This is a genomic window from Streptomyces sp. NBC_00212, from assembly GCF_045206365.1.
Classification (GTDB): Bacteria; Actinomycetota; Actinomycetes; order Streptomycetales; family Streptomycetaceae; genus Streptomyces.
The window spans coordinates 6,365,672-6,385,346 of record NZ_CP108115.1; the positions used below are offsets into that span (position 1 = coordinate 6,365,672).

The following is a 19,675-nucleotide window of genomic DNA, read 5'->3' on the forward strand; positions in this document are numbered from 1 at the left end:
GGCCGGGGCTCACTGCGAGCCCCGGAAGTCGTCCCCCTCCACGATCAGCCCGGCCACCAGCGCGCCCGACATCCCGGCGTGCGCGAGCCCGCCGCCGGGATGCGCCCAGCCGCCCGCCAGATAGAGGCCCGGCAGAGCGGTGGTGTTGGACGGGTGCAGGAGCGCGGCCTCGGCCCCGGCCAGTGAGGGCGCGGGCACCGAACCGCCCCGGGCGCCGGTTGCCTCCGCTATGTGCACAGGGGTGCGGGACTCGTGCCACAGCAGCCGCTCCCGCAGCTCGGGCACGGCCCGCGCGGCGGCCGTGATCAGCTCGTCGGCGTACCGCTGGACCAGCGCCTCGTCCGTCCAGTCGACCGGGCCGTCGGGCGCGACCGTCGCCGTCAGCGTCATCGCCTCGTGGTCGTCGTCGGGCCGCACCGCCGGATCGTCGGGACGCAGCACCGTGACCGTCGGCGGTGCGTCGTGCGTTCCCGCGAAGGCCGCGCGCGCCTCGGCCGTGGCACTGGGGGAGTGCACCACCGTGCGGTGCGCGGCGTCCGAGGGGCGGGCGCCGCGCAGTGCGAGCAGCACCGTGAAGCGGCTCGGCCGGGCCGTGGCGGCGGGCCGGACCGTGCCGGGCGCCCACAACTCCCGGCCGGGCAGCATCCGTTCGAGACCGCGCGGGTCCGCGCCGCACGCCACGTGGTCCGCCTCCACGGCCGTGCCGTCGGCCAGCTCGACGCCGGCCGCCCTGCCGTCCTTCTCGCGGACCCGCGTCACCTCGGCGTCGAAGACGAACTCGACCTTCCTCGCAAGACAGCGCTCGTACACCGCGCGCGCCAGCTCCCGCATGCCACCGCGGACGTACCAACTGCCGAAGGTCTGCTCCATGTACGGCAGCACCGCCGCGGAGGCGGGGGCCGTGCTCGGGTCCAGGCCGTACTCCAGGGCGTAGCTCTCCAGGAGCGCGCCCAGGTGCCCGCCGCCCAGCTCCCACTCGGCGACCTCGCACAGGGTGGCCGCCTGCCGGGGCGCGCGGAGCAGCCGGCGCTGCTTCGGCGCGGGGTACGGCTCGCGGGCGAGGACCTGCCAGTTGGGCCACAGGGGCTCCTCCAGGAGCGGCCGGCGCGTGCGGTCCCAGGCCTCCCTGGCTCGGATCAGAAACGCGCCCCAGCGCTCGCCCGCGCCCGCCCCCGGAGCCGCGTCGAGGGCCGACATCACGCCCGCGCGCGAGGCGTTGGGCAGCGACACTTCCGTACCGTCGGCGAAGAGATGGCGCGAGGCAGGGTCGACCGGGGCGAGCTCCACGAGGCTCTCCAGGGGCTCCTTGCCGGTCTTCACGAACAGGTCGCGGTAGACGGCGGGCAGCCGCAGCAGACCGGGGCCGGTGTCGAAGACGAACCCGTCCCGCTCGAACCGCCCCAGTGCGCCGCCGTACGTCGACGAGCGCTCGTACACCGTCACCCGGTGGCCTGCCACGGCCAGCCGGGCAGCAGCCGCCATGGCGCCCACACCAGCGCCGATCACCGCAATCCGTGCCATGTCTGCGACTGTATCCGCCGCCACTGACAACTCAGTCCGGCGGCTCGTGGACCCCCGCCGCGGCCAGCCGCTTCTCCTCCCGGCGCTGCGCCCTGCGCCGCCGGAAACGGCGGATCCTGCGCCACAGCACGACCAGTATCACGATGCCGAGCACCAGCAGCGTGCCCGCGATCACGGCCGCCGCGAGAGGGTGGAAGATCGCGAAACTTATGATCCCGGCGACGCCCAGGTCCTCCGCCGTGCTCAGCGCGATGTTGCTGAACGGCTCGGGCGAGGTGTTCACCGCCATCCGCGTCCCGGCCTTGACCAGATGGCTCATCAGCGCCGTCGAACCGCCCACCGCGCCCGCCGCGAGATCCGGCAGCGAACCGTTCTGCCCGGCGAGCAGCGCCCCGACGACCGCGCCCGCGATCGGCCGGATCACCGTGTGCACGGAGTCCCAGACCGAGTCGACGTACGGGATCTTGTCCGCGACCGCCTCGCAGAGGAACAGGACGCCGGCGGCGATCAGGACGTCGGGGCGCTGGAGCGCGTCGGGCACGTCGTCGGTGAGGCCGGTGGCGCCGAAGATGCCGAGCAGCAGGACCACCGCGTACGCGTTGACCCCGCTCGCCCAGCCGCTGGTGAACACGAGGGGGAGTACGGACACGGTCGCGATGTTAACCAGATCCGGCCGTTCACGACTGGGGTTGAGCACGGACGTCTGAGTATCCGTACCTAGGAGGTGAGATGAGTACCTGCACGGATGGGCTCCCACCTGCGCGGACGGGAAGGTGGAGACCACGGAAGGGGCGCGGCGCCGGCACCGCCGACACGGGGCGGCGGAACCGGCGCGGCTCCCTGGACGTAACGGGGTACGGGGGATACCCGGGGGGACGTTCGGGGGAAACGCCGGGCCGGTGCGGTTCATGGGGGATTGAACCGCACCGGCCCGGCGTATTTCCGTCTCCGGGGTCAGGGCCTAACGGCCGCTGACTCTGCCGTGCAACAGCCTTGACAGCGCCGCGTGGACGTCGTCCAGGGAGCGCTCGCTCTGGAAGGCCTGCCAGTCCAGCGCGGCCACGAGCACCATGCCGACCAGGGCCGCCGCCGTGAGCGGGATGTCGATCTCCTCGCTCAGCTCGCCCGCCGCCACCGCGTCCCGAAGCACCGTCTCGACGACTGCCACCGCCTCCCGGCGCACCACCAGGAGCGTCGACTGCCAGGCGCGGTTGGTGCGCCACAGCTCGGCGACGTACAGCTGGGTGAAGGCCGGGTAGCGGTGGATGAAGTCCAGGCCGGCCCGGATCATCGCGTCAAGCGCCTCGACCTTGGTTCCACCTCGCTCGGCGGTTTCGTCCGCGGCCGCCTGCAAAGACGCGGTCAGCAGGCCCACGCCGTGCCGCAGCAGCTCCTCGAACAGCTCGGTCTTGCTCTTGAAGTTGTAGTAGACCGTGCCCTTGGCGACGCCGGCCCGCTCGGCGATCTCGTCGACCGTGGTGGCCGAGAACCCCTGTTCGGCGATGAGCGTCACGGCGGCCTCGTAGAGCTTCTGCCGGGTCGCCTGCCGTCTGGTGCTGCTGCTGTCCATGGCGTCGATTCTCACAGGCTCAGCTCGGGGTGCAGCCGGTCGAGCGACCACACCTGCTTCTGCCGGGCGGACAGTGCCGTCAGCGCGAGGGCGCCCACGGTGAAGGCCGCCAGGACCGCACACCCCTGCCACACCACGCCCAGGTCGCCGCCGGTGATCAGCCTGCGCAGCCCGTCCACGACGTAGCTCATGGGCAGGTAGGGGTGGATGGCGTTGAAGAACGCCGGGCTCGTCTGGACGGGGTAGGTGCCGCCCGCCGAGGTCAGCTGGAGCATCAGGACGGCGAGCACCAGGATGCGCCCGGCCGCCCCGAACTTGGCGTTGAGCCACTGCACGATCGCGGCGAAGCAGCAGGAGGTCAGCGCCAGATAGCCCAGCGTGCCGGCCGTGCGCTGCATTTCGAGCCCGAGCCCGAAGTGCAGCACCGACATCAGCGCGGCGATCTGGAGCACCCCGACGGTCGCCACCGGCAGCCAGCCCGCGAACGCGATCCGCCAGGCCGAGGCCCCGGCGGCCAGGGCGCGCCGGTTGAGCGGCTGGATCAGCATGTACGCGACCATCGCGCCCACCCACAGGGAGAGCGGGATGAAGTACGGGGCGAACCCGGTGCCGTAGTTGGGCGCCTTGTGCATCGCCTGCGAGGCCAGCTTGACCGGGTCGGCCATCACGTCGGTGCGCTGGTCGCGCTGCTGCTTGTCGTAGTCGGGGATCTTGCCGACGCCGTCGTGCAGGCCGGTCGCCAACTGCACGGAGCCGTCGGAGAGCTTGACGATCCCGCCGTCCAGGGCGCTCGCGCCCTCCTTCAGCTTGCCGACGCCCGTGTCGAGGTCGGTGGAACCCGTCTTGGCGCTGCCCAGACCGGCGTGGATGCCGGCCGCGCCCTTGGCGACGTCGTGCGCGCCCTTGTTGAGCTTGTTGATGTCGGCGACCTTCGTCTCCAGGTCGGTGGAGAGCTGCGGCGCCTTCGCGGCCAGGTCCTTGGCCTTGGTCTGGAGGTCTTCGAGGCTCTTGTCGAGCTTCTTGAAGTCACCGCCCTGGTCCTTGACGAGGTCGTTGACGTCCGCGGTAAGGGTCGCGCCGGTGGCCATCGCCTTCTTGGCCCTGTCCAGCGTCGGGCACACCTGTCCCTCGGTGGACTTGTCCACGCAGAGCTGCTGGTAGAGCGTGTTGACGTCCTGGGAGGCCTTGCGGGTGCCGGTTGCCGCCTCGGGGGCGAGGGCGATGATCTTCTTGAGGTTGTCGCGCACCGGCGGGATCGAGTCGGCGAGGAGCTTGGCGGAGTCCCCGACGGTCTTGCCGTTGTCCTTGAGGTACGGCCGCGCCTTGCCGGCCGCCCCGTTGGCCTCGTCCGCGATCCGCTGGGTGCCGTCGGCGACCTGCTGGGCGCCGCCCGCCAGGGTGCCCGCGGCCGTGTCGAGCTTGGTGATGCCGCCGGCCAGCTTGCCGCTGCCGTCCTTGGCGTTGTCGAGCCCGTCGGCCAGATCCTTGGAGCCGTCCTTGGCCTTGCCGAGCCCGTCCTTGAGGTCGCCCGCGCCCTTGGCGGCCTTCTCGGTGGCGTCGTGGAGATCGCCGAACGAGATGAAGATCTTGTCGAGGAAGGACCGCGAGGCCTTGCTGGAGGCGGCGGCGCGCACCTCGGAGAACACCGTCTTGGAGATCGACCCCACGATGTAGTTGTTCGCGTCGTTGGTCCGCACCTGGAGCGCGCCCGTCTCGGGGGTGTCCCCGGAGCTGGACGCGATCCTCTTACTGAAGTCGGCGGGCATCGTCAGCGACAGGTAATAGGTGCCCTTCTCCAGGCCCTTGCGCGCCTCCGCGCCGCTGACCTCGTGCCACTCGAAGGTCTTGCTGTCGAGCAGCTTCTTGCTGAGGTCGTCGCCCACATGGAGCTTCTGCCCGGCGGCGTCGGCCCCCTTGTCGTCGTTGACGAGCGCCACCGGAATCCGGTCGAGGCGGCTGTAGGGGTCCCAGAACGAGCACAGGTAGAGCGCGCCGTAGAGCAGCGGCAGCAGGAGCAGCGCGACCAGCGCGGCCCGCGGCAGCTTCCCCCTGCCGAACCGCTTCAGCTCAAGCGCTGCCAGTCGTGGCGAACGCATCCGCCGCCCCCTCCTTGCTCGTGGCCCCGTCCTCGGCGCCGGCTTCGGTCGTCACTACGGTGATGTCGGCCCCGGCGGGCGCCTCGCTGCACACCGCGAGCACGGTGGTGCCGGCGTCCGCGACCGAGCGCAGCAGCGCCCAGGCGGCGGCCCGTTCGGCGTCCGACAGCTTCAGGTCGGTGTCGTCGACCGCGAGCAGCAGGGGCCGCTGGATCAGCGCGAGCGCGACCGTGAGCCGCAGCGCCTCCAGCCGTTCGAGATCGCGTACGGAGGTGTGGTCGCGCTTGGGCAGCGAGGCGAGGTCGAGGCCCGCGGCGGCCAGCGCCTCGTCGATCCGGGCGCGGGACTCGGCCCGGCGCTGGGCGGGGGAGCGCAGCAGCGCCCGCACCGAACCGTCGTAGCGGCGCTGCAGCATCACGCGCTCGCGCAGGTGCTCGGCGACGGTGAACGCCGGGTCGAGCTCGCTGACCCCGGGCACATGGCCGAGCGCGCTGATCCGCCGCACCGCGGCCATCTTGCGCGGCAGCTGATGGCCGGCCACCCGCGCCCAGCCCTCGGCCGGCTTCATCCGGCCGGTGAGGGCGAGCAGCAGGCAGGTCCGGCCGGAACCGGAGGGCCCCGCGACCGCGACGAGCGAGCCGGGGGCCGCGTCGATGGCGACCCCCCTGAAGGCCCAGCCGCGCGGTCCCTTGAGCCCGAAGCCCTCGGCGCGGATCGCCGCGCCGGTCACTTCCGAGTGCGGGCTGTCCACATTCCCCCCTGCTCTGCGCGTCCCCCGGGCCGGAACTCCGGTCGCATTCTTTTGAACTGACTGGTCAGTACAAAAGATAGCCCGAACCCGTATGCGAGGCAAAGTGGCAGGTCAGGGGGTGATTCGGGTCGATTGTCAGTGGTGGGCCCCACGATGGACACATACGGCCACTGTGCCGTCACACGACGACAGGAGGTTCGTCATGGCCAGCTCACCCGCAGCAGCCGCACCCCGGCGCCGCGCCAGCAGCCCTGCCCCCTCACTGAACGGCGCCCCGAACGACGTCCACCCCGTACTGCGCCGGGCCGGCGCGCCACCCGCCGCGCTCGACCTGCTCGCCCAGGCCCGCGGCGGGCTGGACGAGGCGGCCGTCCTCGACGCCCCCAACGAGCGGTACGCGACGGCCCATCTGGCCGCCCTGCGCACCGCGGCCGCCGTCCTCGCCGCGCGCGGCCGGCCCGAGACCAACCCGCGCCGGCGCCGGCGGATCCGCAGCGCCTGGGAAGTGCTGCCGGAAATAGCGCCCGAACTGACCGAGTGGAGCGCCCTGTTCGCCTCGGGGGCGGACCGGCGGGCTCGCGCCGAGGCCGGCATCCAGGGCGCCGCCACCACCCGGGACGCCGACGACCTGCTCCGCGACGCGGCGATGTTCCTGCGCCTGGTCGAGCGCCTCCTCGTCCTCCAGCCCGTGCTGCCCCAGCCCAGGACCCGCGAGCCGGAGGCGGAGCCGGAACGGGGGGCCGGCTGACGGCGCCCGGCCCGCCCCGGCCACGGTCGGCCCGCGGCCGACCCCGGGCGGCCCGGGGACGCAACGAGGGATGACGGGTCGCCGCTTCACCTCCCATTAGGGTGGACGCGTCGCAACCCCTTCCCACGCCGCGTCCGCGGCGGCACCGCGCCGAGGAGTCAACTGCCGTGTCGGACCCCATGCGCCCCCGCGCCTCCCTCCGTACCGCCGTGGTCTGGGAGGTCCTCAAGGAAGCGCTCGACCGCCGGGTCAAGGCGACCGGTCGCGAGGCCCTGGACGTGCTCGACACCGGTGGCGGCTCCGGCAACTTCGCGGTGCCGCTGGCCGCCCTCGGGCACCGGGTCACCGTGGTCGACCCCAGCCCCAACGCGCTCTTCGCACTGGAGCGCAGGGCCGCCGAGGCCGGGGTGGCCGAGCGGGTCCAGGGCGTCCAGGGCGACGTGCTCGGCCTCTTCGACGTGGTCGAGCGCGGCGGCTACGACGCGGTGCTGTGCCACGGGGTCCTGGAGTACGTCGAGGACCCGGCGGAAGGCGTGCGCAACGCGGTGGACGCGCTGCGTCCCGAAGGCGCGCTGAGCCTGCTCGCCGCGGGCGTCGGCGGCGCCGTGCTCTCCCGCGCGCTCGCCGGGCACTTCACCGAGGCCCGCCACGCGCTCTCCGACCCGGCGGGCCGCTGGGGCGCGGGCGACCCGGTCCCGCACCGGTTCACCGCCGAGCAGCTCACCGAGCTCGTCGGCGGCGCCGGGGCCACGGCCGGGTCGGTGCACGGCGTGCGGGTCTTCGCCGACCTCGTCCCCGGCGTCCTGGTGGACACCGAGCCGGGCGCCCTGGACGCGCTCCTCAAGCTGGAGGCCGCGGCCGCCGAACTGCCCGCCTTCCACGCCGTCGCCACCCAGCTGCACGTACTGGGCGAGAAGCACGGCTGACCCCGCTCCCGCCGTCCCCGGCGGGCTGATCAGCGACGCTGTGCCGCATGGAGTACGCCACAGGCCCCCCGATCGGCGGCTTCGCCCCGTATGATCGGTGGACACCGTCCGGCATGACGGATCGGCTCTTGGGGAATTGAATCTCCACAGCCGAGCCGCCGTGGCGGCCCGGCTGGCGAATTGGCGTAGAGGGCGGGTTTCACGGGGGCGATTCCCTGCCTATCCTGAAGGGGCCGCATCCGGTCGCCCCCCGCGACCGACGAGTAGGAGGACTCCGTGCCGCTCTCGGAGCACGAGCAGCGCATGCTCGAGCAGATGGAGCGAGCGCTGTACGCCGAAGATCCCAAGTTCGCGACAGCGCTTGAGGGAAGCGGGCTGCGTACGTACACCCGGCGACGGGTCTACCAGGCGGTCGCCGGCTTCCTGGTGGGTATCGCGCTCCTCATGGCAGGAATGGTCGCGCAGCAGATCTGGATCAGTGTGGTGGGATTCCTCGTCATGCTCGGATGTGCGGTGCTCGCGGTCACCGGCTGGCGCAAGGCGCCGCGTCCCGGTGAACAGGCGCGTGCGGGCGGTTCCGCCGCGCCGCGGCAGGCCCGGCAGCGGCGCTCGATGATGGACCGGATCGAGCAGCGCTGGCAGCGGCGCCGCGATGAGGGGCGCTAGCCCCGCCCCGTTCTGACCTGACCTGAGGGGCGGTCACCTATACCGGGTGCCCGCCCCTTCGACATACCCCGGCTCTCCGAGGCTCCGCCCCGGACCCCGTTTGCGTCGTCTGCGGACCGTGCCGGGCTGATCGCGCAGTTCCCCGCGCCCCTATAGGGCACCCGGCACCGCCCACTCGCGCCCCCTGCGGCGAAGAGCCGCGCAATGTCACAGTCCCGCCCCCCTGCCGGTGGTGGCCGGCATAGGTTCCGCCAGGGGCGCGGGGAACTGCGCGATCAGCCACGCACGGTCCGCGCACGAAACGGGGTCTGGGGCGGAGCCCCAGGGTTTGGTCAGGGGGTGGATGTCGGTTCCGGCGGGGGCTGCTGGCGGCCGGGTCGCAGGCGTTCGGTCAGGCCTCGCGTGCGTACCGCCACCCCCGCCCTCGCCCGCTCCCAGCGCCGCGAAAGCGACCAGATCACCCGGACAGATGAGCGCGGGGCGAGAATCGCTCGCAGGGACGGCCAGCGGCCCGCCGCCGCTTGCAGGCCGGCCGCCACCCGGGTCACGTCGTCCGCGAGACCCGGCGTGGGCCGGGGCTCGGGCGCGTACAGGACTTGTTCCACCGCGCCCGCCGCGCGGTGGACGGACTCGGCCGCCGGGCCGTCCAAGCGGCCGAGGCGGACCACCCGGGCCGCCGCCTTGCGGGGCGTCTGCGAGTCGTCGGGCGGGATGCCGTAGTCCCAGGCCGTGTCGGTGATCTCCTGCCAGGCCGCGAGCGTACGGGCCACCGCGTCGGCCGGGGTGCGCCCGCCGGAGCCGAGCCGCCGGGCCCGGACCCGCCTGCGCCACAGCAGGGGCAGCAGCGGAAGCACCAGCAGCGCGGCCACTCCCAGGGCCGTACCGACCAGGGCCGAGGCCGAGGGGCCGCTGTCCGTCGGGCCCGCGACGCCCGCCGCGGCCGAGGGGCCGCAGTCGCCCAGGCGCCGTGCGCTGGGCGGGCAGGAGTCCGGGGCGGACGGCGCCGCCGAGGGCTGGGCCGAGGCGTTCTTGGACGGCGCGGCCGGGCTGCTCGGGCCGCCCGCCGGGGCCTGCTGCCGCGTGTATTCGGGGACGGAGCCCCGCGTAGGCGTCGGTTCGAAGCGGGTCCAGCCCACGCCCTCGAAGTACAGCTCGGGCCAGGCGTGCGCGTCGCGCAGGCCCACCGACATGGTGCCGTCCGGGCGCGCCGCGCCGGGTGTGAAGCCCACCGCGACCCGGGCCGGGATGCCCAGCGTGCGGGCCATCGCGGCCATCGAGAAGGAGAAGTGGACGCAGAAGCCCTCTTTTTCCTTGAGGAAGTTGGCGATCGCCTCGGTGCCGCTGCCCGACTGGACATGGGTGTTGTACGTGAAGCCGCCGCTGGTGGAGAACCAGTCCTGGAGCTTGACGGCCTTCTCGTAGTTGTTCGCGGCGCCACTGGTGACCTGCCGCGCGGTCGCGCTCACCACGGAAGGCAGCGAGTCGGGGACCCGGGTGTACTCCTTCAGGAGGTCCGCGGACGGGCGCGGGGCATCCGCCAACTGGGCCGCCGTCGGCCGCACCAGGAGGCTGGAGACCGTGTACTGCGCGCCGCGGGTCGTCTGCTTGCGGTCGCCGACCAGGGTCCGCCCGACCGGCTCGAACCGCCAGTCGCCCTTGATGTTCACCCGGGTCGCGGGGAACGGCATCGGCAGCCAGCTCTGCGCGTACCAGCCGGCCGCCGAAATGCTGGTCTGCACCTCGGTGGTCGCGACCGCCGGGCTCAGCCCGTCCGGCCTCGGCAGCGGATCCGGTACGTCCTTGATGTGGCGCTCCGAGGACTTCCAGGAGGCCCCGTCGAACTCGTCGAGCGCGACGATCCGCAGGTACATCTCCTTGGTGTCCTGGGCGTTGGTGTTGTACCGCATCACCTCGCGGTCCTCGGGCTGGTTCAGGCTGTTCTGCAGCGACACCAGCGGGTTGACCGCGGAAATGGTCCCTCCGGTTCCGTCCCCGCCCCCACCGCCGCCGGCGCCGCCGAGCAGCCCGCTGTCCAGCGCGGGCAGCATCGCCGGGATCACCAGCGCGATCCCGAGCGCGAGCACCCCGATGCGCCGCCCGGTACGGACCGGGGCCAGCGGCGCGTTGTTCTCGAACACGCTCTGCTGGGGCCGGCCGGGCGCCCGCGCGGCGCCGCCGAAGACCCGCCCCCACTGCGAGAGCCGGTCGCGGCCCTCGGCGAGCAGGAGCAGCAGATAGCCGGCGGCCGCGAGCACGAACCAGAGCCAGCTCGCGCCGCCCCCGGAGAGCCCCGCGGCCACCGAGTACAGCGCGAGCAGCGGCAGGCCCGCCGGGGCCGCGCTGCGGAACGTCACCGCGAGCGCGTCCACCGCGAGGCCGATGATCAGCACCCCGCCGACCATCATCAGCCGGATCCCTGGGGTGGCCGGCGCCGGGATCGCGTACTGCCCGACGTCCGAAGCGCCTTGCTGCAGAAGGGAGTTGAGCCGCTCGAACGCCTCGGGGCCGGGCAGCACCCCGCCGATCGCCTGCTGACGCGCGAACACCAGGGTCAGCACCAACAGGGCCACCACGGCCTGGGCGAGCACGGTCAGCGGCCGGGCCAGCGGCACCCGCCGGGCCAGCGCGCCGACCCCGCTCAGGATCGCGAGCAGGAACGCGGCCTGGAGGATCCAGCTCGCCGGGTCGACCAGCGGCAGCATCGAGCACGCCGCCATCACCGTGGCCGCGTAGGCGCACAGCGCCAGCCGTCCGCGCCCGCTCATGACCATCCCCCTGCCGTGCCGGCCGCGCCGCCGGGCGCCGTTCCCGCGTTCGTACGTTCCTGGCCCGCCAGGCGCCACAGCTCGGGCAGGGCCGCGCCAGGCCGCACCGCGAGCGCCGTCCAGCCCGCCTCGCGCAGCAGCCGCAGCCGCTCCTCGACGGGGCCGCACTCCTCGGAGCCGTGCATCCAAAGACCGCTGTCGAGCACGAAGGCGACCGCCGCCCCGCTGCGCCGGCGCATCTTCGCCGCGACCGCCGCCTGCTCCTCGTCGAGGTCGCCGAAGAACCCGATGAGCAGCCCTTCGTTGCCGCCGCGCAGCACGTCGTACGCGCGCGAGAGGCCGCCGCCGTCGGAGTGGTCGACGACCGCCAGGGTGTCCATCATCAGCCCGGCCGAGTCCGAGGAGTCCTGGGTCGAGCCCGCGAACCCGCCCGCGCCCTCGCCGGGCACCGAACTGCCGGTGTCGGTCAGAAGCCGTACGGAGAAGCCCCGTTCCAGCATGTGCACCAGGGCGGAGGCCGCGCCCGCGACCGCCCACTCGAAGGCCGAGTCGGGGCCCGCGCCCGCGTACGCGATGTCCCGGGTGTCGAGCAGCACCGTGCAGCGGGCCCGCTGCGGCTGCTCCTCGCGGCGCACCATCAGCTCGCCGTAGCGCGCGGTGGAGCGCCAGTGCACCCGGCGCAGGTCGTCGCCGTGGCGGTATTCGCGCGGAATGACGTCGTCCTCACCGGCGAGCGCGAGCGAGCGGTGCCGCCCGTCGCCGTATCCGGCGGCCTCGCCGGACAGCCGCACCGGTGGCAGCGGCTCGGTCCTGGGGATGACGGTCAGCGTGTCGTACGCGCTGAAGGCGCGGGTCAGCTCGCACATCCCGAAGGGGTCGGTGAGCCGCAGCTGCAACGGCCCGAGGGGATAGCGCCCACGCAGGTCGGAGCGCACCCGGTAGGACACCTCGCGCTTGCCGCCCGCCTCGACCCGGTCCAGTACGAAGCGGGGGCGCGGGCCGAGCACGTACGGCACCCGGTCCTGGAGCATGAGCAGGCCGGTGGGCAGCCGCGAGACGTTGTCGATCCGCAGCTGGACCCGGGCCTCGCCCCCGGCCGGGACCCGGCCGGGGGCGAGCCCCCGGCTGCCCGCGACGCGGTAGCGGGTGCGGTAGAGCACGACCGTGCAGACCAGCGGCAGCACGGCGAGCAGCAGCCCGACCCGCAGCAGGTCCTCCTGGCCGAGTACGAAGGCGCAGATCGCGGCGGCGATGCCGGCCGCGAGGAAGGAGCGGCCGCGGGTGGTGAGGCCGGACAGGGCGGCCCACAGCCCGCCCTTGGCCCCTTCCTCGGCGGGCTCGGCGGGGAGCCCCCCGGCCGCCATCACAGCCGCCGGGCGCCGGGCGGCTGCTGGCCGTACAGCGGATTCCCGGCCTGCGGAACGGGCGTGTGCTGGAGGATCTCCAGGACGACCTGCTCGGCGGTGCGCCGGTTGAGCTGGGCCTGTGCGGTGGGCAGCAGCCGGTGTGCGAGGACGGCGACGGCCAGGGCCTGCACGTCGTCGGGGAGCGCGTACTCCCGGCCGCTGAGGGCGGCGGACGCCTTCGCTGCGCGCAGCAGATGGAGCGTGGCGCGCGGCGAGGCGCCGAGTCTGAGATCCGGGTGGTTGCGGGTCGCGCCGACCAGCTGCACCGCGTACCGCCGCACCGAGTCCGCCACGTGCACCTTGCGGACCGCGTCGATCAGCTTGGCGATGTCGTGGGCGTGCGCCACCGGCTGGAGGTCGTCGAGCGGGGAGACCGCGCCGTGCACGTCGAGCATCTGGAGCTCGGCCTCGGGCGTCGGGTACCCCATCGAGACGCGGGCCATGAACCGGTCGCGCTGGGCCTCGGGCAGCGGGTAGGTGCCCTCCATCTCGACCGGGTTCTGGGTGGCCACGACCATGAAGGGGCTGGGCAGTTCGTAGGTCTGCCCGTCGATGGTGACCTGCCGCTCCTCCATGGACTCCAGGAGCGCGGACTGGGTCTTGGGCGAGGCGCGGTTGATCTCGTCGCCGATCACGATCTGGGCGAAGATCGCGCCGGGCTTGAACTCGAAGTCCCGCCGCTGCTGGTCGTAGATCGACACACCGGTGATGTCCGAGGGCAGCAGGTCCGGCGTGAACTGAATGCGCCGGACCGAGCAGTCGATGGACCTGGCCAGTGTCTTGGCCAGCATGGTCTTGCCCACGCCGGGCACGTCCTCGATCAGGAGGTGCCCCTCCGCGAGCAGTACGGTCAGCGAAAGCCGTACGACCTCGGGCTTGCCCTCGATCACACTCTCCACCGACCTGCGGACTCGCTCCGCTGTGGCGGTCAGATCTGTGAGGCTCGCTCGATCGTCATAGGTCGTCACCCGGCCCTCCTCGGCCCTTTCATACGGGCCGATGCACTGCGAACGGCCCGGCCCACCCCGGAATACGGACAGCGCGGCCGAACGGTTCGGACCGGTGTCACTTCCGCATTCTTGTTGCCGTTACCGCGTCGTGTCACTCGCCTGTGGACAACTGCGGGGGATTGATTGTGAGTTGTCCCCCTATTTCCGTTCCTGTGATTCTCAGCCGGCCGGATCGATTTCCCGCAGCAGGCCCGTCGTCACATCGAAGACGAATCCGCGGACGTCGTCGATGTGCGGCAGGAACGGAGAGGTCCGCACCCGCTGCATGGACTGGCGTACGTCCTGGTCGACGTCGCGGAACGACTCGACCGCCCAGGCCGGCCGCTGCCCGACCTCGTCCTCCAGCTCGTGCCGGAAGTCCTCGGTGAGCGCTTCGAGACCGCAGCCGGTGTGGTGCACGAGCATGACGCTCGTCGTGCCGAGGGCCCGCTGGCTGATGGTGAGGGAGCGGATCACGTCATCGGTGACCACACCGCCAGCGTTGCGGATGGTGTGGCAGTCGCCGAGTTCGAGACCGAGCGCCGCGTGCAGGTCGAGCCGGGCATCCATGCAGGCCACGACGGCGACGTGGAGGACGGGGCGGGCATCCATGCCGGGGTCGTCGAACGCGGCGGCGTACCGGCGGTTCGCCTCGACGAGCCGGTCGGTCACCGTCCCTCCGCTCTGGACGGTCAGGTGCGGACGGCGGGCAGGAGGCTCTGCGGGTATGTGCGCAGGAGTCGACATGTATACGACGGTAGCCGCCACTGATCGTCCAGTCGCGTCATGGGGGCGGAAAAAGACTGTCAACTCGGACGTCTGTGAGGTAACCCACAGGCCCTGCCAGGCGTCACCCGAACGAGTGAAAAAAGTGCTCGGCGGCGCGCTGGAGGGTTGATTGACCCGAAGGACCAGTGGACTAAAGTGGCGCGAAGTGGGAGGCGTGACACACGGTCTCCCCCTTTACGGAATCCCAAGCTTCCGGGAACCACTGTCTCCCGGACCTACGTTTACCCGCGTGCGCGGCGCACGTACGGCTCGGCCTCCTCCCGCTCTCCGGTCGGCTGACGCCCCTTCCCCGGCGCCAGCCGTTCGTCCCCCCACCCCGGGGGAGCGGGGATCCGGCACGTATGCGCGACGCTGCGCCGGATCCTTGAGAGGGCGGCTTTGAGCCAGCGACACGTCCCGGTGATGCTCCAGCGATGCTTGGACATGTTGGCCCCGGCCCTGGCCCAGCCGGGTGCGGTCGTCGTCGACTGCACCCTCGGCCTCGGCGGCCACAGCGAGGCACTCCTGACCCAGTTCCCCGAGGTGCGCCTGATCGCCCTCGACCGGGACAAGGAGGCGCTGCGTCTGTCCGGCGAGCGCCTGGCCCCCTTCGGGGAGCGCGCCACCTTGGTGCACGCCGTCTACGACGAGCTGCCCGAGGTGCTCGAACGTCTCGGCACCCCCCGCGTCCAGGGCGTCCTGTTCGACCTCGGCGTCTCCTCCATGCAGCTCGACGAGGCCGACCGGGGCTTCGCCTACGCCCAGGACGCGCCCCTGGACATGCGCATGGACCAGTCGACCGGGATGAGCGCCGCCGAGGTGCTCAACACCTACCCGGCCGGTGAACTCGTGCGGATCCTGCGGGCGTACGGCGAGGAGAAGCAGGCCAAGCGGATCGTCTCGGCGGTCGTCCGCGAGCGCGAGAAGGAGCCCTTCAGCAACAGCGCCCGGCTCGTCGAGCTGATCCGCGACTCGCTGCCGCAGGCCGCCAAGCGCACCGGCGGCAACCCCTCCAAGCGCACCTTCCAGGCGCTGCGCATCGAGGTCAACGGCGAACTCGCCAGCGTCGAGCGGGCGATCCCCGCCGCCGTCGAGGCCATCGCGGTCGGCGGCCGGGTCGCGGTGCTCTCCTATCAGTCCCTCGAAGACCGCATCGTCAAGCAGGTCTTCGCAGCCGGCGCAGCCAACACCGCGCCGCCCGGGCTTCCGGTGGTGCCCGAGCGTTACCAGCCGCGGCTCAAGCTCCTCACCCGCGGTGCCGAACTCCCCACGGAGGAGGAGGTCGCCGAGAACCGGCGCGCGGCCCCCGCCCGGCTCCGGGGGGTCCAGCGGATCAGGGAGGACGTGTGAGCAAACCGGCCAGGCAGCTGCGCGGCACGGCCGCGCGGCTCGGCAGGCTGATGCCTTCGCAGGGGGCCAACAGCGCCGCCCGCACCCCGTTCGCCCTCCTCGTCGTCGCCCTCCTCGGCGGCGGGCTCATCGCACTCCTGGTGCTGAACTCGGCGCTGAACGCGGGCTCGTTCAAGCTCAGCGAGTACCACAGACAGACCACCGAACGCACCGACGAACAGCAGGCGCTGCAACGGGACGTGGACGACCTGTCCGCCCCCGACGCGCTGTCCCGCCGGGCCGCCGACCTCGGCATGGTCCCCGGCGGCACCCCCGTCTTCCTCGGCCCGGACGGCACCGTCAAGGGCGTCCTCGCCTCGGCCGGCGACGCCTCCCCGGCCGAGGCCGCCGAGCCCACGCCGCTGCCCCTGGCGCAGAGCCCGGCCTCCGCACGCCCCAAGCACCACACCCCGGCCTCCCAGCCCCGGCAGCCCGCGAAGACCTCCCCGACCCCGGCCCCCGGCAGGTGACGCAGTGAGCCCCAAGGAACCCCCGCGCCGCCGGGTCCCCCCGCCCGCGCGCTCCCGGCCGGCGGCCCGCCGCCCCGCGCCCGCCAAGAAGCTCAAGCTCGGCAGCCCCCGGCCCCGGCTGCGCCTGGTCAGCCTCGGGCTCACCCTGGTCATGCTGGCCTTCGTCGTACGGCTGCTCCAGGTGCAGGCCGTCGATGCCAGCGCGTACGCCGCCAAGGCCGACAAGAACCGGTACGCCAGCTACGCGCTGCCCGCCGAGCGCGGCCGGATCACCGACCGGGCCGGCATCGCCCTCGCCACCAGCGTCGACGCCTACGACATCACCGCCGACCCCACCCTCTTCACCCCCGAGGCCACCAAGATCCCCGACGCCGCCGCGCAGGCGGCCGCGCTGCTCGCGCCGCTGATCGGCAAGGGCCAGGCGGACCTCACCAAGAAGCTCAAGACGCCCAAGACCCGCTACGTGGTGCTCGCCCGCCGGCAGACCCCGCAGGTCTGGAACCAGATCAAGGACCTGAAGAAGGTGCTCGGCGAGAAGGCGTCCGCCGACCGCGCCAAGGGCGGCCCCGGGGCCAATGTGCTGGCCGGCGTCCTCAACGAGTCCAGCACCAAGCGCGTGTACCCCAACGGCGACCTCGCCGCCGGGATACTGGGGTACGTCAACGCCGAGGGCAAGGGCGGCGGCGGCCTGGAGTCGTCCCTGAACAAGGAGCTGGCCGGCACCGACGGCAAGATCTCCTACGCCCAGTCCGGGGGCCGCCGGGTGCCCACCGCCGGTACCCACGAGACCCCGGCCGTGCCCGGCTCCGACGTCGAGCTGACCATCGACCGGGACATCCAGTGGATGGCGCAGAAGGCGATCTCGGACCAGGTCGCCACGTCCGGCGCCGACCGGGGCTACGTCATAGTGCAACGGTCCGACACCGGCGAGGTCCTGGCCATGGCGAACGCGCCCGGCTTCGACCCGAACAACATCGCCCAGGCCAACTCGGCCGCCATGGGCAACGCCGCGCTCCAGGACGCCTTCGAACCCGGATCCACCGCCAAGGTCATGTCCATGGCGGCGGTCCTGGAGCAGGGCGTCGCCACGCCCGGGACCCATGTGGTGGTGCCCAACCGGCTCCAGCGCGGCGACCGCCTCTTCAAGGACGACATCGACCACCCCACCTGGAACCTGACGCTCAACGGCGTGCTCGCCAAGTCCAGCAACATCGGCACCATCCTCGCCGTCGAACAGCTGGGCAAGACCGACGCCGAGGCCGACAACGTCCTGTACTCCTACCTGCGCAAGTTCGGCATCGGCTCGCCCAGCGGGCTCAACTTCCCCGGCGAGACCCCGGGCATCCTGGCCCCCGCGAGCAAGTGGTCGACCTCGCAGCAGTACACGGTCCGGTTCGGCCAGGGCCTCTCGCTCAACGCGATGCAGGCCGCCTCGGTGTACTCGACCATCGCCAACGGCGGCGTACGGGTGGAGCCGACCCTGGTGCGCGGCACCAAGGGCCCGGACGGGCGGTTCACCCCCGCTCCCGCGCCCAAGCAGTCCCGGGTGGTCAGCGAGAAGACCGCCAAGACGCTGGCCCAGATGCTCGAATCGGTCGTCGGCGACGCCGAGGGCACCGGAACCAAGGCCGCCATCCCCGGCTACCGGGTCGCGGGCAAGACCGGCACCGCCAACCGCATCGACCCCAAGACCGGCACCTACCGGGGCTACACCGCGTCCTTCGCGGGCTTCGCCCCCGCCGACAACCCCAAGATCACCGTCTACTGCGCCATCCAGAACCCCACCAGGGGCAGCTACTTCGGCGGCCAGATCTGCGGACCCATCTACAAGCAGGTCATGGAGTTCGCCCTCAAGACCCTCCAGATCCCGCCGACCGGAGCCCAGCCTCCCAACCTGCCCGTCACCTTCGGCGGCAACGACTGAATCCGGAAGCCTCAGTGACAACCATCACCCAGGGCCCTGGGAACCAGGACGGGACCCAGGACGCCGTGCCCCCCTCTTTTGGCGACCCGGCGGGTGCGCCCGGTACGCTCACCGCCGTGCCACACGCTGATCAGTACCGAACCGCCCAGCAGGACGCCCCCGCGAAACAGCCGGGAGCGCCCCGACCGGAACAGGCCCGTCCGACCTCGCTCGGCGCGCTGGCCGAGCGACTGGGGACGAGCAACCCCGGATCGGGAGAGGTCACCGGCATCACGCACGACTCCCGGGCGGTACGCCCCGGAGACCTGTACGCCGCTCTGCCGGGCGCCAACGCGCACGGCGCCGACTTCGCCGCCCAGGCCGCCAGCCTCGGGGCCGTCGCGATCCTCACCGACCCGGCGGGCCGCGACCGCGCCGCCGCGACCGGCCTGCCGGTCCTGGTCGCGGGCGACCCGCGCGGCCGGATGGGCGAGCTCGCCGCCGAGATCTACGGACACCCCGGGCGCGAGCTCCTCCAGCTCGGCATCACCGGAACCTCCGGCAAGACCACGACCGCCTACCTCGTCGAAGGCGGCCTGCGCGGCGCCGGACACGCCACCGGCCTGATCGGCACGGTCGAGATGCGGATCGGCGACGAGCGCATCAAGTCGGAGCGCACCACCCCCGAGGCCACCGACCTCCAGGCGCTGTTCGCGGTCATGCGCGAGCGCGGCGTCGACTCGGTCGCCATGGAGGTCTCCAGCCACGCCCTCGTGCTCGGCCGGGTCGACGGCTGCGTCTTCGACGTCGCCGTCTTCAACAACCTCAGCCCGGAACACATGGAGTTCCACTCCGGCATGGAGGACTACTTCCGGGCCAAGGCGCAGCTGTTCACCCCCGAGCGGGCCAAGCGCGGCGTCGTCAACTTCGACGACGAGTACGGCCGCCGCCTCGTGACGGAGGCGGGGATCGAGATCACCACGTTCTCCGCCGAGGGCCACCCCGACGCCGACTGGCGCGCCGAGGACGTCCAGATCCGCCAGGACAGCAGCACCTTCACCGTCGTCGGCCCCAAGGGCGAGCGGATCTCGGCCACCGCCCCGCTGCCGGGCCCGTTCAACGTGGCGAACACCCTCGCCGCCATCGTCACGCTGGCCGTCGCCGGCCTCGACCCGCAGACCGCCGCCGACGGAGTGGCCGCCGTACCCGGCGTGCCCGGCCGCCTGGAGCGCGTGGACGCAGGCCAGCCCTACCTCGCCGTCGTCGACTACGCCCACAAGACGGACGCCGTCGAGTCGGTCCTTCGCTCGCTGCGCAAGGTCACCGAGGGCAAGCTGCACATCGTGCTCGGCTGCGGCGGCGACCGCGACCAGACCAAGCGGGCCCCGATGGGGGCCGCCGCCGCCCGGCTCGCCGACACCGCCGTACTGACCTCCGACAACCCCCGCTCCGAGGACCCCCTCGCGATCCTCGCCGCGATGCTGGCGGGCGCCGCCGAGGTGCCCGCGCACGAGCGCGGCGAGGTCCAGGTCTTCGAGGACCGTGCCGCCGCCATCGCGTCGGCCGTCGCCCGCGCCGAACCCGGCGACACCGTGCTGGTCGCGGGCAAGGGCCATGAACAGGGCCAGGACATCCACGGAGTGGTCCGCCCCTTCGACGACCGACTGGTGCTCCGCGCCGCCATCCAGAAAAGTCAGGGATGAAGTA

The 19,675-nt window shown here is 72.7% G+C and carries 16 protein-coding genes; 7 read left to right on the forward strand and 9 right to left on the reverse strand.

Going from position 1 to position 19,675, the window contains the following annotated elements:
- Positions 1 to 9 precede the first annotated feature (9 nt).
- From OHA17_RS29010 to OHA17_RS29030, 5 genes are all read right to left on the reverse strand, one after another.
- A complete protein-coding gene (locus tag OHA17_RS29010) occupies positions 10 to 1,521 on the reverse strand; it encodes a phytoene desaturase family protein (protein ID WP_406509001.1) in 1,512 nt (503 codons plus the stop codon).
- A 31-nt stretch (positions 1,522 to 1,552) separates the two neighbouring features.
- Positions 1,553 to 2,170, reverse strand: a complete 618-nt coding sequence (locus OHA17_RS29015; protein WP_398876829.1) for a DUF4126 domain-containing protein — start codon at positions 2,168 to 2,170, stop codon at positions 1,553 to 1,555.
- A 312-nt stretch (positions 2,171 to 2,482) separates the two neighbouring features.
- Positions 2,483 to 3,091, reverse strand: coding sequence for a TetR/AcrR family transcriptional regulator (locus OHA17_RS29020; protein WP_398876827.1), 609 nt, complete (start codon positions 3,089 to 3,091; stop codon positions 2,483 to 2,485).
- 11 nt (positions 3,092 to 3,102) lie between these two features.
- Positions 3,103 to 5,187, reverse strand: coding sequence for a YhgE/Pip family protein (locus OHA17_RS29025; protein ID WP_406509002.1), 2,085 nt, complete (start codon positions 5,185 to 5,187; stop codon positions 3,103 to 3,105).
- A complete protein-coding gene (locus tag OHA17_RS29030; RefSeq protein WP_406509003.1) occupies positions 5,159 to 5,938 on the reverse strand; it encodes an ATP-binding cassette domain-containing protein in 780 nt (259 codons plus the stop codon). The genes OHA17_RS29025 and OHA17_RS29030 overlap by 29 nt, the downstream gene beginning before the upstream one ends.
- A 202-nt stretch (positions 5,939 to 6,140) precedes the next feature.
- Here OHA17_RS29030 and OHA17_RS29035 point away from each other — a divergent pair, with 202 nt between their 5' ends.
- The 3 genes from OHA17_RS29035 to OHA17_RS29045 all read left to right on the forward strand — a co-directional run bounded on the left by OHA17_RS29035 (position 6,141) and on the right by OHA17_RS29045 (position 8,278).
- Complete coding sequence (locus tag OHA17_RS29035; RefSeq protein WP_406509004.1) at positions 6,141 to 6,686, forward strand: SAV_6107 family HEPN domain-containing protein; 546 nt, start codon at positions 6,141 to 6,143, stop codon at positions 6,684 to 6,686.
- A gap of 167 nt (positions 6,687 to 6,853) precedes the next feature.
- A complete protein-coding gene (locus OHA17_RS29040; RefSeq protein WP_406509005.1) occupies positions 6,854 to 7,612 on the forward strand; it encodes a class I SAM-dependent methyltransferase in 759 nt (252 codons plus the stop codon).
- Positions 7,613 to 7,888: 276 nt separating this feature from the next.
- Positions 7,889 to 8,278, forward strand: a complete 390-nt coding sequence (locus OHA17_RS29045; RefSeq protein WP_053727764.1) for a DUF3040 domain-containing protein — start codon at positions 7,889 to 7,891, stop codon at positions 8,276 to 8,278.
- Positions 8,279 to 8,610: 332 nt separating this feature from the next.
- On the opposite strand, the gene OHA17_RS29050 is transcribed toward OHA17_RS29045, so the two are convergent.
- From OHA17_RS29050 to OHA17_RS29065, 4 genes are all read right to left on the reverse strand, one after another.
- Positions 8,611 to 11,043, reverse strand: a complete 2,433-nt coding sequence (locus OHA17_RS29050) for a transglutaminaseTgpA domain-containing protein (RefSeq protein WP_406509006.1) — start codon at positions 11,041 to 11,043, stop codon at positions 8,611 to 8,613.
- Positions 11,040 to 12,407, reverse strand: a complete 1,368-nt coding sequence (locus tag OHA17_RS29055; protein WP_406509007.1) for a DUF58 domain-containing protein — start codon at positions 12,405 to 12,407, stop codon at positions 11,040 to 11,042. Before OHA17_RS29055 ends, OHA17_RS29050 begins: the two co-directional genes overlap by 4 nt.
- On the reverse strand, positions 12,407 to 13,417 hold the full coding sequence (locus OHA17_RS29060) for a MoxR family ATPase (protein ID WP_053727767.1): 1,011 nt from the start codon (positions 13,415 to 13,417) through the stop codon (positions 12,407 to 12,409). Before OHA17_RS29060 ends, OHA17_RS29055 begins: the two co-directional genes overlap by 1 nt.
- A 201-nt stretch (positions 13,418 to 13,618) precedes the next feature.
- Positions 13,619 to 14,185, reverse strand: coding sequence for a beta-class carbonic anhydrase (locus tag OHA17_RS29065; RefSeq protein ID WP_398876820.1), 567 nt, complete (start codon positions 14,183 to 14,185; stop codon positions 13,619 to 13,621).
- A gap of 420 nt (positions 14,186 to 14,605) precedes the next feature.
- On the opposite strand from OHA17_RS29065, the gene rsmH reads away from it, so the two are divergent.
- The 4 genes from rsmH to OHA17_RS29085 are packed head-to-tail and all read left to right on the forward strand — an operon-like array spanning position 14,606 to position 19,671.
- On the forward strand, positions 14,606 to 15,556 hold the full coding sequence (gene rsmH / locus OHA17_RS29070) for a 16S rRNA (cytosine(1402)-N(4))-methyltransferase RsmH (protein WP_398876819.1): 951 nt from the start codon (positions 14,606 to 14,608) through the stop codon (positions 15,554 to 15,556).
- Positions 15,553 to 16,065 carry a hypothetical protein gene (locus tag OHA17_RS29075; protein ID WP_406509008.1) on the forward strand — a complete coding sequence of 171 codons (513 nt, stop codon included), beginning with the start codon at positions 15,553 to 15,555 and terminating at the stop codon, positions 16,063 to 16,065. The genes rsmH and OHA17_RS29075 overlap by 4 nt, the downstream gene beginning before the upstream one ends.
- Before the next feature lie 4 nt (positions 16,066 to 16,069).
- On the forward strand, positions 16,070 to 17,989 hold the full coding sequence (locus tag OHA17_RS29080; RefSeq protein ID WP_406509009.1) for a peptidoglycan D,D-transpeptidase FtsI family protein: 1,920 nt from the start codon (positions 16,070 to 16,072) through the stop codon (positions 17,987 to 17,989).
- A 14-nt stretch (positions 17,990 to 18,003) separates the two neighbouring features.
- The gene (locus OHA17_RS29085; RefSeq protein ID WP_406509010.1) at positions 18,004 to 19,671 is read left to right on the forward strand and encodes a UDP-N-acetylmuramoyl-L-alanyl-D-glutamate--2,6-diaminopimelate ligase; all 1,668 of its coding nucleotides are present in this window, start codon (positions 18,004 to 18,006) and stop codon (positions 19,669 to 19,671) included.
- Positions 19,672 to 19,675: the final 4 nt, after the last annotated feature.

Coding starts and splice junctions, on each gene's coding strand:
- OHA17_RS29010 (WP_406509001.1), bottom strand. CDS start 1,521: ATGGCACGGATTGCGGTGATCGGCGCTGGTGTGGGCGCCATGGCGGCT.
- OHA17_RS29020 (WP_398876827.1), bottom strand. CDS start 3,091: ATGGACAGCAGCAGCACCAGACGGCAGGCGACCCGGCAGAAGCTCTAC.
- OHA17_RS29025 (WP_406509002.1), bottom strand. CDS start 5,187: ATGCGTTCGCCACGACTGGCAGCGCTTGAGCTGAAGCGGTTCGGCAGG.
- OHA17_RS29035 (WP_406509004.1), top strand. CDS start 6,141: ATGGCCAGCTCACCCGCAGCAGCCGCACCCCGGCGCCGCGCCAGCAGC.
- OHA17_RS29050 (WP_406509006.1), bottom strand. CDS start 11,043: ATGAGCGGGCGCGGACGGCTGGCGCTGTGCGCCTACGCGGCCACGGTG.
- OHA17_RS29055 (WP_406509007.1), bottom strand. CDS start 12,407: ATGGCGGCCGGGGGGCTCCCCGCCGAGCCCGCCGAGGAAGGGGCCAAG.
- OHA17_RS29065 (WP_398876820.1), bottom strand. CDS start 14,185: ATGTCGACTCCTGCGCACATACCCGCAGAGCCTCCTGCCCGCCGTCCG.